Source organism: Pseudomonas sp. UMAB-08 (assembly GCF_900095225.1).
GTDB lineage: Bacteria > Pseudomonadota > Gammaproteobacteria > Pseudomonadales > Pseudomonadaceae > Aquipseudomonas.
The window spans coordinates 31,597-47,332 of record NZ_LT607424.1; the positions used below are offsets into that span (position 1 = coordinate 31,597).

Sequence of the window (15,736 nt, forward strand, 5' to 3'; positions counted from 1 at the left end):
ACCAGTTCGGTGAATTTGGCCGCACTCAATGGCCGCGCAAACAGCCAGCCCTGGCCATAGCTGACACCCTCACTGCTGAGCAGCACTGCCTGCGCCTCGGACTCGATGCCCTCGGCGATCACGCGCAACTGCAGGGCGTGAGCCATGCGGATGATGTGCGGCGCCACGCCGCTGCTCGCCGCATCGTGCCCCAGTGCGTCGATGAACGCCTTGTCGATTTTCAGGCAATCCACAGGCAGGGTTTGCAGGTACGCAAGGCTGCAATAACCGGTGCCAAAATCGTCGATCAATACCTGATGGCCGACGTCGCGCAGTGCTTGCAGGTGATCGCGTGCGACCACGACATCGATCAATCCACGCTCGGTCACCTCGAACGCAATCTGACACGCGGCCACCCGATGCAGCGTCAGCAATCTGGCCGCTACCCGACCGATGCGTGGTGCCATGACATCACATGCGGCCAGGTTCACCGAGATGTACAAATGCGGATTCGCGCGCAATAACTGACCTAACTGTTCCAGTAATTGCTGAAGGACGAAGTCGGTGATTTGTCGAATCTGTCCGGTGTTCTCCGCCAGCGGAATGAACAGATCCGGGCTGGTCAGACTGCCATCCGGCCGACGCCAGCGCACCAAGGCCTCGGCACCGACACAGCGGCGGCTGTTGAGGTCGAATATTGGCTGATAGAGCACCTGCAGTTCGCCCCGACGCAACGCGCCATGAAGCTCACCGCCCAATGACTGGCGCTGACGCACCAACTGCAACACCAACCCACCGATGCAAAGCGCAATCAGGAGACTGGCCGGGATCAGCAACCACCAGGCACCACTCGTTTGCGGCTGCAGACCTGTGCGCGAGGTGATGAGTACAAGCTGGTATTCCGGGCTCTGCGTGGGCATCCGGTAAATAAGTTGGGTGGGGGTGGTGACCAGGGTTTGCACGGTGTCGGACGACCAGTCCGGTGTCGGTGGCCATGCCTGCGCTGGGCCCAAGACCGGTATGGCCCTGGCACCTTTATCCAGCACCACAAGGAGACTGCCATCGGCGGGCAGATCAACCACATCGGTGAGGTGTCCCCGAGAGGTCGACACCCGGAAATCGCCCCGCCCCAGCATCAGCGCAGCCAGGTTGTCATCAAGCTGGGCAGACGTATTGAGCCAATAGTCATAGGTAGGCCCGCGAATGTCCGGAGCACGCGGGGAATCGACCAGATTTTGCCGCACCCGACTCGAACACGGCTGCGACCCGCCGACAAACGACGCTTCATACACGAACCGATAGCTGACGCTGACCTGACGCAGCAGTTCCAGCATTTTCGGGCTACAGCTGCGCAAAGGCTGGGCCTCCAGCTGATCGAGACCTTCGCGCAATTGGCCGAACATTTGCTCCAGTCGCACCAGAAAACGCTCGCCCTGAGCATTCATCTGTTCTCTTTCATTCTGCCTGGCTTGATGCATCACCAAGCCAAAGCTGCCGACCAACAACAAGACAGCACTGAGCAATGCCGCCAGTAACGCCAGCAGCCAGGGACGAAAGATCAGAGTGCGTGCAGCAGCCATCGACATCAATGTCTATCCAAATGAATATCACTGAGGTATAGCAACAACTCAGAAAATAACCTGCCCTATCAGACGGGCCGGCGGTTTTTAGCGTTGGTGATTGAGCACTTGCAGGATAGCTGCACTCTGCACATCCGGCTGACCATCGAATCGCTCCGGGCGATAGTGCATCTGGAACGCCGCTAACACGTGACGCGTGGCGACATCGAGCTCGCCCGTTTGGGGTGTCCCGTAACCCAGCTGCGCCAACTGCTGCTGGAACCATGTGACGCTCGGCAGGTTGTCCATCATCGACGCCTGTCGCTGAGCCACCGCATTGGCATCAGGCCAGATACCCAACCCTTCATCTGCCAGACGCTTCCAGGGGAAGAGCGGCCCCGGATCGACTTTGCGTAATGGCGCGATGTCGCTATGGCCCACGATGTCCCGGGGGTCGATGTTGTTGCGTTTGACGATGTCCTTCAGCAACACAATCAACGCCTGAACCTGGCCCTCGGTGTAGGGATACCAAAGCTTGCCGGTGGGCGTGTCACGATAGCCGGGGTTAACGATCTCAATCCCGATGGAGCTGGAGTTGAGCCAGGTACGGCCTTGCCACTCGCTTTCGCCGGCATGCCAGGCGCGAAGGTTTTCATCGACCAGCTTGTAGATCGTCGGCGGCTCGGCGCCGATCAGGTAATGGCTGCTGACCTCACCATGGGTCAACAAGGCCAGGGAGTGCTCCAGCGTCGTAGAGGTGTAATGCAAGACAACGAACTGAATCCGGCTGTCATGGTTGACGGAGGGGTGACTGGTGTCGAGCTTCGGACCGCTGCTGGTGCACGCGGTCAGGAGGATGAGCAATACCAAAGCGGTGAGCAATTTCATGGAAGGTCAGAATACGCATAGGCAAGTAATGCAATAGCATAACGTAATGCCGGCGAAGCGCTTTAGTAAAGCCGGGTTACGCAATATTTAGTCATTAATCGGCCCAGGGCTGTCAGCCGCGCTCGATGCGGTTTCTGCCTTCATCCTTGGCGCGGTATAACGCCTCGTCCGCTCTCTTCAACACCCACTCGCTGCGCTCACCCACCCCAAAAGCAGTGATCCCCACGGAAATGGTGACTGTCACCGGCTCGCCCTTGAAGTGAAACGGGCAGGCCTCGATGGCCCTGCGCAACTTGTTCATCAACGCCATACCGTCAGGCATGGAGGTGTGCGGGATCAGTAGAACAAACTCTTCACCGCCAAAACGGGCGATAAAATCGCCGGGCCGCAGACGCTTGCGCAGTTCCGTGGCGATGATCTTCAGTACCTTGTCGCCCGCCAGGTGGCCGTAGTTGTCATTGATCCTTTTGAAGTAATCGAGATCAAGCATCCCCAGCAGCAGTTCATTGCCATTCTTTTGCCGAAGACCGACCTCCTGCTCCAGCCGCTCACTCCAGGCTGCACGATTGGGCAGGCCCGTCAGTGGATCGACCAGGGCCTTCTGCCGTTGCTCCTCAAGGTGCACGCGAAAGCCCTGAGCCTCTTGCTCCATGGTCGCGACCCGGTTCGCCAGGCCTTGCAGCCGTGCCGCGACTTCCTGCTCACGCTCGTCACGCTGCTGCTGATGCTGATCCATCGTGCCCAGCAGGCCCTCCAGACGATTCTCCAGGACGTGCTTGAGGCTATCCAGGTCGGCTGCGTCCTGCACGCTGCTTTGCAGGCCATCGACCTGTTCACGCAGCTCGTTTTGCATGTCGCGGGCAACAGAGCAGCTATCGGCCTGGCCTTCACTGGCCGCCTGCAAGCTGCTCTGAAATGACTCAAGCCGTTCGTTGAGTTGCTTGAGGTACACCTCGAACTCATGCTGTCCGCTGTCAGTGATCGCCAGCATCAGCACGACCAGGTCATCCAGAAGCGGCAACAACTCGTACCAGTTCAGGCCCTTGGCCAAGCGCTCGCGCATCGACTGTGCTTGAGGCTGGTGACGCTCCGGCAAGGTCAGGTCGTCAAGCAGGCCCAGCAGTGTTTCTTCAATATGTGCCGCTACAGAGCTGTAGGTTGGCTCAGGAGTGGCGGGCAGGTCGTAGGTGACATCTTGCTCGACGTTCTCTTGATCGAGCTGTGGCACGCTCTCAGCCGCCGACTCAACGGCCAGCGCGCCTGTATCGATGGCCGCCTCTGACGGGTGTTCAGACGACGCTACTGGACGTTGCTCAATCAGCTCCGGTGCAACAAGCAACTCTTCGACAACGGACGCAACCTCAACCTCTGCGGCAACTGGCGCCTCGGTTGGCGCCCGGGCATCAGGGGCTGCAGGCGCCACGACCGTCAGAGTCGGGCTGACAGCCACTGGCACTGGCACAGCTATGGCGGCAGGCTCAGGCGTGTCTTCTACCGGGTCATCAATACGTTGAGCGGTTGCAGGGGCAGCAGCCGGCACGGGTGAGGCGACCTGCACCACTTGAACGTGCTCAGGGGCTTTTGTGCTTTCAATGTGCGTTTCGACAGGCTGCATCACCGGCGCCAATACCGAGCCTATCGCAGCCTCGGGCATCGGCTCCGTGCCGGTATTGGCAGCCTCGCGACCACCAAACAACCGCTGCAAGAGCCCCGGCCGTGAGCTTGTCTCATCAGCGTTTTCCAGCTGGGTCAACGCTTTGCCCTGTAACCCGCTCAACTCGGCGAGCAACAGCGGCAGCTCACGCGCCTGAGAAACGCGCTCATCCAACTGCTTGGCAAAACGCTTGAGCGGTCGACTCACCTCTCGAGGCAAGGGCAGGCTCTGCAACTGAGCAACCAATGCGTTCAAAGCCGTGCCCATCTGCCCGACTCGGGTTTCGCGGCGTTGCTCCGAATCGAGCACAGCTTTTTCCAGCCGGGGGAGAAGCGCTGCGAGGGCCGCATCCATGTCATCCTTGCGAACGACCTCTCGCATTTCTTTCATGCACTGATCGACGGCGCGATCAGTGCCTTCAGCGGCCAGACTGCTGCGCACCAAGCCACGCCGCAGCAGGTCGAGTCGCGCATTCCAGCGATTTTCAAGCTTTTCCTGTTGTTCGAGACTTTTCAGGTACTTTTCTTTCCAGCGTTCTGCTTCTTCGCTCATGCAAGGGTTCCACGAAGAGGCGTGCTGGGCACAGGCAGCGAATCACCCGCTAACGAGGCAGGCAGGCGAATCTCCACGGCAACGGGCAAATGGTCGGAGATGGGCTGAGCCAGGACCTGCACTCGCTCCAGCGTCAGGGTGGGGCTGAGCAAAATATGATCAAGACAGCGCTGAGGGCGCCAACTGGGAAAGGTCGCTTCGATCTGCGGCGCCAACAGGCCCAAATCCCGGAGCGGAGAGTTTTCCAGCAAGTCGGTGGCATGAGTATTCATGTCGCCCATCAACACCTGGTGGCGATAATCACCAATCAACTCGCGAATGTAAGCCAGTTGCCGGGTGCGAGTACGCGCCCCCAGTGCCAGATGCATCATCACCACGACCAGCGCTTCCGGCCCTTCGCCAAACCGAACCAGGATGGCCCCGCGCCCGGCAGGACCGGGCAATGGGTGATCTTCTATCGCCCACGGCCGCAAACGGCTGAGCACACCGTTGCTGTGCTGGCCAAAACGCCCGAGGTTACGATTGAGTTGCTGATACCAGTACGGGAAGGCCCCGAGCTGGGCAAGGTGCTCGACTTGATTGATATAACCTGATCGCAGGCTGCCACCATCGGCCTCCTGCAGGGCGACCAGATCGAAGTCACCGAGCAGATCACCGATCTTTTGCAGGTTGCCTGCTCGCCCGGTATGCGGCAGCAGATGCTGCCACCCGCGCGTCAGGTAGTGCCGGTACCGCTCAGTGCTGATACCGACCTGAATGTTGAAGCTGAGCAAGCGCAACCGACCATCGGCCGGCAAGCCGCTTGTTTGCAGGTGGTCTTCGTTGACATGCGCGTCGTGCCTGCCAACAACGCGTTCCGTTCCCCAGCGTCGCATGGCTAGCGCCTCTTATTTGCCAGCAACAGCAGCGCGCTCTTTGGCGATCAACTGGTCGGCGACTTGCAATGTTTGCTCAGGACCGCCAGCAGAACCCAGGTCAAAGCGGTATTTGCCGTTGACGATCAAGGTCGGAACGCCAGTAATCCCGTACTTCTTGGCCAGTTCTTTGGCTGCAACGATTTGGCCCTTGATCGCGAAGGAGTTGAATGTCGCCAGGAACTTGTCCTTATCAACGCCTTGAGTCGCGACGAATTCAGCCATTTCGTCTGGAGTGGTCAGCTTTTTGTGTTCTTTCTGGATCGCATTGAACACGGCAGAGTGAACCTTGTTTTCAACACCCATGGATTGCAGGGTCAAAAACAGTTGGCCGTGAGCGTCCCACGGGCCGCCGAACATGGCGGGGATACGCACGAAGTGCACATCGGCAGGCAGTTTTTCTGCCCATGGGTTGATGGTCGGCTCAAAGGCATAGCAGTGGGGGCAGCCGTACCAGAACATTTCAACTACTTCGATCTTGCCAGGCTCGGAAACAGGGACGGCGCTGCTCAGCTCGACATACTGTTTACCGGCTTCGATAGGCTCGGCAGCCTGAGCGGTCATCCCGAACAGGCTGGCGGTAACGAGAGCGGCGCTGAGAATCAGATTACGCATGCTTTACTCCTGGGCAAATAAAGTCGCCTTGGCGCGACCAGTGTTGGACCGGGCGGGCGGGCTTGAGTTCGCTAGTGTAACGCTGGCAGCCACGAAAAAGGGCAGCCTTAGCCACCCTTTTTGACCCTGCATCCATGCAGGAGAGCCTGAAATCATTGCGAAAGGTGTAAGCCGTTCGCAGACTGATCAGGCAGCGATCAATGCAGACCTTGAATGTAGGCCGACAGTGCCGCGATGTCCTTGTTGCTCAGCTTCGAAGCAATGGTACGCATGACCATGGTATCGCCGTCGTTGGTGCGATCACCTTCACGGAACGAGGTCAGCTGTTTTGCCACGTAAGTAGCGTGCTGACCACCCAGGTGCGGGAAGCCGGCAGCCGCGTTACCTGCGCCATTAGGTGAATGGCAACCGAGGCAGGAAGGCATGCCCTGATCCAGTTTACCGCCACGGAACAACGCTTCGCCTGCCGCAACCAACTTCGGATCAGCAGCACCTACGCTGCCTTTCTGGCTGGAGAAGTAAGCTGAAATATCAGCCAGGTCCTGGTCTTGCAGGTTGGTCAGCAGACCGGTCATTTCCAGGACCGTGCGCTTACCATCCTTGATGTCATGCATTTGCTTGAGCAGATAGCGTTGCCCCTGACCTGCCAGTTTCGGAAAGTTAGGCGCCATACTATTGCCGTCCGGGCCATGACAAGCGCCACACACAGCCGCTTTTGCCTGACCGGCAGCAGCGTCGCCAACAACACCGGTAACAGCACCGGCGGCCTGGGCCATACCAGAGATGCCCAAGGTCAACAGCAGACTCACGATTAATTTGTTCATCAGCTAATCCAACTACGGCTAAGGGTGAAAGAGTTATGTATCGGGGTTACTCGCTCATCCACTGGATGATTGCACGGTAATCCTCGCTACTGCAGTCCATGCACAATCCACGCGGCGGCATTGCCTTGAAACCCTGGGTAACGTGTTGCACCAGCGTATCCATACCTTGCGACAGTCTAGGCGCCCAAACTGCCCGGTCGCCAGGTTTCGGCGCCATTGGCAATTGACCGGCATGACAAGCCACGCAAGCACGGTTGTACATAGCTTCCGGATCCTGTGTAGCCTGAGCGCTGAAAAACGGCATCAAGACACCGGCAGCTAGCAGCCATTTCTTCAAAAACGACCTTTCAGGGTTGGGAACGTGCTGCGTTCTAATGCGCAATTCAAACCACTCGTTCCCGTGAACTTCATCCTACGGTGGGACAAAGCGCACACAAAATCTGCGGCATTATATACTGGCGCTACTGAAACGGAAACGACACTGCTTGCCGCGCTCTTGCCGGCACCGCCCTCATCGGAAATCCCATGCAACTCAAGAACCCCATCCTCGGCCTGTGCCAACAGGCAACTTTCATGCTCAGCGCGGCCAAAGTCGATCAATGTCCCGACGACGAAGGCTTTGAAGTGGCCTTCGCAGGGCGTTCCAACGCCGGTAAGTCGAGCGCACTGAACACCCTGACTCACGCCAGTCTGGCGCGTACATCGAAGACTCCAGGGCGTACACAGCTGCTGAACTTCTTTAGTCTCGATGATCAACGTCGCCTGGTGGACTTGCCCGGTTACGGCTATGCCAAGGTACCAATCCCGCTTAAATTGCACTGGCAGCGTCACCTGGAAGCCTATTTGGGCAGCCGCGAAAGCCTTAAAGGTTTGATTCTGATGATGGATATCCGTCATCCAATGACCGATTTCGACCTGCTGATGCTCGATTGGTCCGTCGCCAGCCATATGCCTATGCATATTTTGCTGACCAAAGCCGACAAACTGACGTACGGCGCAGCGAAAAATGCCCTGCTCAAAGTGCAGGCCGAGATTCATAAAGGCTGGGGCAATGCGGTGAGCATCCAGTTATTTTCAGCCCCCAAGCGCATGGGTCTGGAAGACGCCTACACTGTATTGGCGGGGTGGATGGAGCTGGCAGACAAGGGTGCAGAGCCCTCCGCGACGTAGAATCGCAGGCAAAAAAAACCCCGGACTTCTTATGGGGAGGGGGAAGTTCGGGGTTCAAGGTCTAGACCATTAGGGCGTGGTCCAGATATCTGCCAACACTTAACACAACTAGAGCATTGAAGGGCTTCACCAGCCATTCCCAATCTCTGACCGGGAGTTCACCGATTTAGTTCCTGAGTATCTAGATGCGGTTCGCTATAGCGATGCTTCATTTCAGGAATAAGCTGAATAACCGGGGTTAAAACACCTGCCGGACTGCGACGTTAAGTCGCAGTCCGGGCGGGTTTATTCAGCACATCAGTGAGCTTCGTCCCAGTTGTTGCCAACACCGACTTCGACGAGTAGCGGCACATCGAGTGTCGCTGCCCCGCTCATGTAGTGCCGAATCTCCTCACGCACCTGCTCGACGAGGTCTTCGCGCACTTCCAGCACCAATTCATCGTGAACCTGAAGAATGACCCTGGCATCCAGACCGGAGTCAGTCAGCCATCCATCGACCGCAATCATGGCTTTCTTGATGATGTCGGCTGCGGTGCCCTGCATGGGCGCGTTGATCGCAGTACGCTCCGCGCCTTTGCGCAGGGCCTGGTTCTTGGCATTGATGTCCGGCAGATAGAGCCGACGCCCGAAAAGGGTTTCTACAAAGCCTTGCTCGGCCGCCTGCGCGCGCGTGCGCTCCATGTAATCCAGCACACCGGGATAGCGCGCAAAATAGCGGTCGATATACGCCTGCGACTGTTTGCGGTCGACACCGATCTGTTTCGCCAGACCAAACGCACTCATGCCGTAGATCAAACCGAAGTTGATCGCCTTGGCCTTGCGGCGCATGTCGGTGGTGACGTCCTCCAGCTCGACGCCAAACACTTCAGCCGCCGTCGCACGGTGCACATCCAGGTTGTTGCGGAAGGCATGCAGCAACCCTTCGTCCTTGGCCAGGTGCGCCATGATTCGCAGCTCGATCTGCGAATAGTCCGCAGCCAGCAGCTTGTAGCCCTTGGGTGCGACGAAAGCCTGACGAATCCGGCGCCCTTCGGCCGAGCGGATCGGGATGTTCTGCAGGTTGGGATCACTGGACGACAAGCGCCCGGTCGCCGCAACCGCTTGATGGTAGGACGTATGAACGCGCCCGGTGCGTGGGTTGATCTGCTCCGGCAAACGGTCGGTGTAGGTGCTCTTCAGTTTGCTCATGGAGCGGTACTGCATCAGCACTTTAGGCAGCGGGTAATCCAGCTCCGCCAACTCGGCCAACACCGCTTCTGCGGTAGACGCCTGGCCTTTGGCTGTCTTGCTGAGGACCGGCAGACCGAGCTTTTCGTACAAAATGACCCCGAGCTGCTTGGGTGAGCCGAGATTGAACTCCTCGCCGGCGATAGCAAACGCCTCTCGCTCCAGAGCGATCATCTTCTCGCCCAGCTCGACGCTCTGAATGCCCAGCAGCTTGGCATCGACCAACGCACCCTGACGCTCTATTCGTGCCAACACTGGCACCAACGGCATTTCGATGTCGGTGAGTACCGGCACCAGGCTCGGTGTCAGGCCAAGTTTTTCCATCAAGGCTTCATGCAACCGCAGGGTTACATCCGCGTCTTCGGCGGCAAAGTGCGCGGCTTGCTCCAGCGCGATCTGATCGAAGGTCAGTTGTTTCACGCCCTTGCCGGCAATGTCCTGCAGGCTTGTGGTCGTATGGCCCAGGTATTTGAGGGCCAGGCTGTCCATGTCGTGCCGGGTCGCGGTGGAGTCGAGCACATAGGATTCGAGCATGGTGTCGAACGCCAGGCCCCGCACGGTGATGCCTTGGCGCTGATCACCGCCAATGGCGCAGTTGGCGAGGATATTGATATCAAACTTGGCGTGCTGACCGACCTTGACCTTACCGGAGTCCTCAAGCAGCGGCTGAAGCGCCTTGAGCACGGTGTCTCGGTCCAGTTGCTGCGGCACGCCCATGTACGAGTGCGTCAGCGGGATATAAGCCGCTTCGTTGGTCTTGACCGCAAACGACATGCCGACCAACTGCGCCTTTTGTGCGTCTGGGCCATTGCTTTTGGTGACGAAGGCAAACAGCTTGGCGTCGCTCAACTTCTTCAGCCAGGCCTCGAACTGATCCTGTTCAAGAATGGTTTCGTAGCGCGCCTCGGTGACCACTGGCTCCGGTGCAACGACGATTTCCTCACCGGCGCGCTTGGCTTCGCGCTGCAATTCGTCGATCCAGCTTTTAAACTCCAGCTCGGTGTACAGCTCGACCAGCTTCTCGCGATCCGGTTCGCCACAGTGCAGGGCGTCCAGTTCAACGTCCAATGGCACGTCGATCTTGATCGTCGCCAGCTCGTAGGACAGGAACGCCATGTCCTTGTGTTCTTCAAGCTTGGCCGACAGGGTTTTCGCCCCGCGAATCGGCAGCACGGCAACCTTGTCCAGGTTTGCGTACAGCTCGACAAGACCACCGCCGATACCGACCAGCAGGCCGACCGCGGTTTTTTCACCGACACCCGGAACGCCCGGAATGTTGTCAACTTTGTCGCCCATCAGCGCCAGGTAATCGATGATGTGTTCAGGACCGACGCCAAACTTCTCTTTCACGCCAGCCACATCCAGCACGCTACCGGTCATCGTATTGACCAAGGTAATGTGCCCATCGACCAGTTGCGCCATGTCCTTGTCACCGGTGGAGATAACCACCGGGCGGTTGGCGGCAGCGCTGCTGCGAGCCAGCGTACCGATCACGTCATCGGCCTCGACGCCTTCGACGCAGAGCAGCGGATAGCCCAAACCTTTGACGCAGGCGTGAAGCAAGTCGACCTGCACCCGTAGATCCTCGGGCATGCTTGGGCGATTGGCCTTGTATTCGGCGAACAACTCATCGCGGAACGTGCCGCCTTTGGCGTCGAAAACCACGGCAAACGGGCTTTCAGGGTACTGCCGACGCAGGCTTTTGAGCATGTTCAGCACGCCCTTGACCGCACCCGTAGGCAATCCCCTGGACGTAGCGAGCGGCGGTAGCGCGTGAAAGGCACGGTAAAGATAGGAAGAACCGTCCACCAGGACGAGGGGTGCTTGGTTCATGAGCAAGATCAACCTTTTCAGCGGGGTCGGCGCTAGAATGCGAGGACCAATGACGACAAAAGGACAAGGTTATCATGCGCACAACAAATCGCCTGTTGCTGGCCAGCCTGTTGGCACTATGCCCGCTGGTTGCAGTTGCTGCTGATACGGGTGCTCCTTCGGCGGATCCAGACGTTACCATCCGCACCGAAGGCGACAAAACCATTCAGGAATACCGCCAAAACGGATTTCTTTATGCAATCAAGATCACGCCAAAAATTGGCAAACCGTACTTCCTGGTGCGCGCCGATGGCACACAGGCCAACTTCATTCGTTCGGACCAACCGGACATGCTGATTCCAGAATGGAAAATCTTCGAGTGGTAGTGCCTAACATTCACCTTATTTACTGGCAGTTTTGACCATGTCCGTGTTTACCCCACTGGCTCGACCTGAGCTGGAAACGTTTCTCGCCCCTTATGGGCTCGGCCGTCTACATGATTTTCAGGGCATTGCTGCCGGCAGCGAGAACAGCAATTTCTTCGTCAGCCTGGAGCAGGGCGAGTTTGTCCTGACCCTGGTCGAACGCGGACCGGTCAAGGATTTGCCGTTTTTCATCGAGCTGCTCGACGTGCTGCACGACGCCAATCTGCCGGTGCCTTACGCGCTACGCACCACCGACGGCCACGCATTACGCGAGCTGGCGGGCAAGCCGGCACTGCTGCAGCCAAGGCTCCCGGGCAAACACGTGAGCGAACCGAATACCCAGCATTGCGTGCAGATCGGCGAATTGCTGGGGCATTTGCACCTGGCCACGCATGAGCATGTGCTGGAACGCAAGACTGATCGGGGGCTGGACTGGATGCAGGCCGAAGGCGCGACGTTGATGCCGCACCTGGACACGACGCAAAGCGCACTGCTGCAGGCGGCACTTGAAGAGTTTGAGCGGCTCACGCCGAGAATCATGGCCTTGCCACGCGCCAACCTGCACGCCGACCTGTTTCGCGACAACGCCTTGTTCGAAGGCACGCACCTGACCGGGCTGATCGACTTCTACAACGCCTGCTCCGGGCCGATGCTTTACGACCTGGCCATTGCCCTCAATGACTGGTGCTCCGAAGAAGACGGTCAGATCGACGGCGCCCGCGCTCGCGCCTTGCTCGGTGCCTACGCCGGTTTGCGTCCGTTCACCGCCAGCGAAGCCGAACTGTGGCCGACCATGCTGCGCGTAGCCTGCGTGCGTTTCTGGCTGTCACGCCTGATCGCGGCGGAATCCTTTGCCGGGCAGGACGTACTGATCCATGACCCGATGGAGTTTCAGCAACGTTTGGCCCAGCGCCAGCACGTGCATACGCCGCTGCCGTTCGCCCTGTAATCAGCGGCGGACGCTTCACGAATGAGTTCGCTCTCCCTCTGTGGGAGCGAACTCACTCGCTTGAAAAGCAATGGCCCAGACACCGCCATCAAAGCGACTCCAGACACCCTGCCAAATCATTACCCAGCTTTTCCATCATCTGCTCATAACCCTGAGCGGTGGCAGCGGTGTAGCCACCCAATCCATCGAGCTCCGCCAGTTTGACCGGCAGGCCCGCAGTCAGGGTTTCGGCCAGACGCGGGCGCAGCGGCGGCTCGCTGAACACGCAGGTCTTGCCCACTTCGCTCAACCGCGTGCGCATGGCGGCAACGTGCTGCGCGCCGGGCTGCACTTCAGCAGCGACGCTGAACACGCCCGTATGCTTAAGGCCGTAGGCATCCTCGAAGTAATCGAATGCTTCATGGAACACGAAGAACGGTTTGCCTGCGACACCCGCAACCCGAGCCTTTACCCGCGCATCCATGGCGTCGAGGCGCTCATCGAACACCTTCACATTGCTTTTATAGCGCGCCGCGTTGGTGGGGTCGGCCGCGCTCAAATCAGTGGCCATACGCGCCGCAATCACCCGCGCATTGACCGATGACAGCCATAGGTGAGCATCCAGACTGCCGGGGCTATGGTCATGGTCATGCTCGGCGGGATCGGCAGCCTCATGGGACTGGCTGTCCGCCGCGAAGTGACGCAGGCGCAACTCCGGCAACGATTGCACCGTCACCACCGGCAACGTTCGGCCTTGCAACACACGCGGCAGGAAGCTTTCCAGGTCCGGACCGATCCAATAAAACAAATCGACTTCACGCACGCGCCGTACGTCGGACGGGCGCAAGGCGTAGTTATGCGGCGACGCACCGGGCGGCAAGAGCACCTCTGGCGTGCCCACTCCGTCCTGCACCGCAGCGGCAATCAGCTGCAGCGGCTTAATGCTGGTCAGCACGCGAACCTCGGCATGAGCGGGGCTGATCACCAGCAAACTGGCACTTAAAGCAATAAAAATGGCAAAAAGACGGGACACGATGACCACTCAAGGAGGCAGGAACAGGTAACATAATAACGTCTCTCACAAAAGTCGTCGCCGCCCATGCCCATAACACCGCTGGCCAGTCGCCCCCATGATCACTCACATTGCGTGCGCACCGCGCTCTCCGAGGCTGATGCGCTGTGCGCGAGCCAAGGTCTGCGCCTGACCGCTTTGCGTCGCCGCGTGCTGGAACTGGTCTGGCAGAGTCATAAACCGTTGGGCGCCTACGACATCCTCGCGGTTCTCAGTGAAGAAGACGGCCGCCGCGCCGCGCCGCCAACTGTGTACCGCGCGCTGGATTTCCTCCTGGAAAACGGCCTCGTCCACCGCATCGCCTCGCTCAACGCCTTTACCGGCTGCAACCACCCGACGCACGCGCACCAGGGCCAGTTCCTGATCTGCCGGGAGTGCCGTGCCGCTATCGAGCTGCAACACCCGGCCATCAGCCAGGCGATCATCGACGCCGCGGCCGAGGTAGGTTTCACCGTAGAAGGGCAAACGGTCGAAATTGTTGGCCTGTGTTCGGGCTGCAAGGCGGCCTGATGAGCACTGCATTGATCCGTCTCGATCAGGTCACCGTCACGTTCGCCGGGCAAAACGTGCTGGAAAACATTCAGCTCAGCGTCAAGCCGGGCGAAATCGTGACCCTGATCGGCCCTAACGGCGCAGGCAAGACCACGCTGGTACGAGCCGTTCTGGGCCTGCTCAAGCCGAACTCGGGCAGCGTCTGGCGCAAGCCGAAGTTGCGTGTCGGCTACATGCCACAAAAGCTGTATGTAGACCCCACATTACCCCTGTCGGTCCTGCGTTTTCTGCGCCTGGTCCCCGGCGTTGACCGGCCACGAGCGCTGGCGGCGTTGATCGAAGTAGGCGCCGAGAAAGTCATCGACAGCCCGCTGCAAGGGATATCCGGCGGCGAGATGCAGCGCGTGCTGCTGGCCCGGGCTTTATTGCGTGAACCCGAGCTACTGGTCCTTGATGAGCCCGTGCAAGGCGTCGACGTGGCTGGCCAGGCTGAGCTGTACAGTTTGATCACCCGCCTGCGCGACCGCCACGGCTGCGGCGTGCTGATGGTGTCCCATGACCTGCATCTGGTCATGAGCACCACCGACCAGGTGGTTTGCCTGAACCGGCATGTGTGCTGCTCGGGCCACCCGGAGCAAGTCAGCAACGATCCGGCGTTTGTCGAGCTGTTCGGCAAAAACGCGCAAAGCCTGGCGATCTATCACCACCACCACGATCACGCCCATGACTTACACGGCGCAGTGGTCGAAGAGGCTGCATCAGCGCCCGGCACACACCCTACTCATGTCCACGGAGACAACTGCAAGCATGGCTGACTTTTTACTCTATGCCTTGCTCGCGGGTCTGGCGCTGGCAATAGTCGCAGGCCCTTTGGGTTCGTTCGTGGTCTGGCGGCGCATGGCTTATTTCGGCGACACCCTGTCCCATGCGGCCTTGCTCGGCGTGGCGTTGGGCTTTGTGCTGGATATCAGTCCGGCGCTGGCGGTTACCGTCGGTTGCCTGCTGCTGGCGATCCTCCTGGTGACGCTGCAACAGCGCCAGGCGCTGGCATCGGACACGCTGCTGGGGATTCTCGCGCCCAGTACGCTGTCACTGGGGCTGGTAGTCCTCAGCTTCATGCACAACGTTCGTATTGACCTGATGGGTTATCTGTTCGGTGACCTGCTGGCGATCAGCCCCACCGATCTGGCCTGGATCCTCGGCGGCAGTGCGGCGGTACTGGCGTTGATCGTCGCCCTGTGGCGGCCACTGCTGGCCATTACGGTGCATGAGGAACTGGCGACTGTCGAAGGCTTGCCCGTCGCGGCCTTGCGCATGACATTGATGCTGCTGATCGCGATTGTGATTGCGGTGGCCATGAAAATCGTCGGCGTCCTGCTGATCACCTCACTGCTGATCATTCCTGCCGCCGCCGCGCAACGCCACTCTCGCTCCCCCGAGCAAATGGCGTTGGGCGCCAGCGTGCTTGGCGTGGTTGCAGTCTGTGGCGGGCTGGCCTTATCGTGGTTCAAAGACACACCGGCTGGACCGTCTATAGTGGTATGCGCCGCCGCGTTGTTCTTGTTGAGTTTTGTCCTCCCTCGGCGAGCGGTGTAGACTTGCTCGTTTTTTGCGCAATTAGAGAA

The 15,736-nt window shown here is 59.2% G+C and carries 15 protein-coding genes; 6 read left to right on the top strand and 9 right to left on the bottom strand.

The features are described 5' to 3' along the window. The 7 genes from K0F75_RS17830 to K0F75_RS17860 all read right to left on the bottom strand — a co-directional run. A partial coding sequence (locus K0F75_RS17830; protein ID WP_219063412.1) for an EAL domain-containing protein occupies positions 1–1,565 on the bottom strand: 1,565 nt, incomplete at its 3' end. Between the two features lie 81 nt (positions 1,566–1,646). Further along, the gene (locus K0F75_RS17835; protein WP_219063283.1) at positions 1,647–2,426 is read right to left on the bottom strand and encodes an N-acetylmuramoyl-L-alanine amidase; all 780 of its coding nucleotides are present in this window, start codon (positions 2,424–2,426) and stop codon (positions 1,647–1,649) included. A gap of 112 nt (positions 2,427–2,538) precedes the next feature. After that, positions 2,539–4,632, bottom strand: coding sequence for a GGDEF domain-containing protein (locus K0F75_RS17840; RefSeq protein WP_219063284.1), 2,094 nt, complete (start codon positions 4,630–4,632; stop codon positions 2,539–2,541). Further along, on the bottom strand, positions 4,629–5,507 hold the full coding sequence (locus K0F75_RS17845) for an endonuclease/exonuclease/phosphatase family protein (protein ID WP_219063285.1): 879 nt from the start codon (positions 5,505–5,507) through the stop codon (positions 4,629–4,631). Before K0F75_RS17845 ends, K0F75_RS17840 begins: the two co-directional genes overlap by 4 nt. 12 nt (positions 5,508–5,519) lie before the next feature. Further along, the gene (locus tag K0F75_RS17850; protein ID WP_219063286.1) at positions 5,520–6,161 is read right to left on the bottom strand and encodes a thiol:disulfide interchange protein DsbA/DsbL; all 642 of its coding nucleotides are present in this window, start codon (positions 6,159–6,161) and stop codon (positions 5,520–5,522) included. 197 nt (positions 6,162–6,358) lie between these two features. After that, positions 6,359–6,985, bottom strand: coding sequence for a cytochrome c (locus K0F75_RS17855; protein WP_219063287.1), 627 nt, complete (start codon positions 6,983–6,985; stop codon positions 6,359–6,361). A 46-nt stretch (positions 6,986–7,031) separates the two neighbouring features. Then, positions 7,032–7,322, bottom strand: a complete 291-nt coding sequence (locus K0F75_RS17860) for a cytochrome c5 family protein (RefSeq protein ID WP_219063288.1) — start codon at positions 7,320–7,322, stop codon at positions 7,032–7,034. Positions 7,323–7,510: 188 nt separating this feature from the next. Here K0F75_RS17860 and yihA point away from each other — a divergent pair, with 188 nt between their 5' ends. Continuing rightward, a complete protein-coding gene (yihA, locus tag K0F75_RS17865) occupies positions 7,511–8,155 on the top strand; it encodes a ribosome biogenesis GTP-binding protein YihA/YsxC (protein ID WP_219063289.1) in 645 nt (214 codons plus the stop codon). A 297-nt stretch (positions 8,156–8,452) separates the two neighbouring features. On the opposite strand, the gene polA is transcribed toward yihA, so the two are convergent. After that, positions 8,453–11,215, bottom strand: a complete 2,763-nt coding sequence (gene polA, locus K0F75_RS17870; RefSeq protein WP_219063290.1) for a DNA polymerase I — start codon at positions 11,213–11,215, stop codon at positions 8,453–8,455. A 74-nt stretch (positions 11,216–11,289) separates the two neighbouring features. Here polA and K0F75_RS17875 point away from each other — a divergent pair, with 74 nt between their 5' ends. Then, the gene (locus K0F75_RS17875; RefSeq protein ID WP_219063291.1) at positions 11,290–11,580 is read left to right on the top strand and encodes a DUF2782 domain-containing protein; all 291 of its coding nucleotides are present in this window, start codon (positions 11,290–11,292) and stop codon (positions 11,578–11,580) included. Positions 11,581–11,617: 37 nt separating this feature from the next. After that, on the top strand, positions 11,618–12,568 hold the full coding sequence (locus K0F75_RS17880; RefSeq protein WP_219063292.1) for a homoserine kinase: 951 nt from the start codon (positions 11,618–11,620) through the stop codon (positions 12,566–12,568). Positions 12,569–12,656: 88 nt separating this feature from the next. Here the strand turns inward: K0F75_RS17880 and K0F75_RS17885 are convergent, their stop codons facing one another. Further along, on the bottom strand, positions 12,657–13,580 hold the full coding sequence (locus K0F75_RS17885) for a zinc ABC transporter substrate-binding protein (protein ID WP_219063293.1): 924 nt from the start codon (positions 13,578–13,580) through the stop codon (positions 12,657–12,659). A 66-nt stretch (positions 13,581–13,646) separates the two neighbouring features. Here K0F75_RS17885 and K0F75_RS17890 point away from each other — a divergent pair, with 66 nt between their 5' ends. From K0F75_RS17890 to znuB, 3 genes are read left to right on the top strand one after another with little or no spacing between them, the layout of a single operon-like run. Next, complete coding sequence (locus K0F75_RS17890) at positions 13,647–14,129, top strand: Fur family transcriptional regulator (RefSeq protein ID WP_219063294.1); 483 nt, start codon at positions 13,647–13,649, stop codon at positions 14,127–14,129. Continuing rightward, positions 14,129–14,926 carry a zinc ABC transporter ATP-binding protein ZnuC gene (gene znuC, locus K0F75_RS17895; RefSeq protein ID WP_219063295.1) on the top strand — a complete coding sequence of 266 codons (798 nt, stop codon included), beginning with the start codon at positions 14,129–14,131 and terminating at the stop codon, positions 14,924–14,926. The genes K0F75_RS17890 and znuC overlap by 1 nt, the downstream gene beginning before the upstream one ends. Beyond that, positions 14,919–15,707: a zinc ABC transporter permease subunit ZnuB gene (gene znuB, locus K0F75_RS17900; RefSeq protein ID WP_219063296.1), complete on the top strand. Its 789-nt coding sequence runs from the start codon at positions 14,919–14,921 to the stop codon at positions 15,705–15,707. Before znuC ends, znuB begins: the two co-directional genes overlap by 8 nt. The last annotated feature ends 29 nt before the right edge of the window (positions 15,708–15,736 follow it).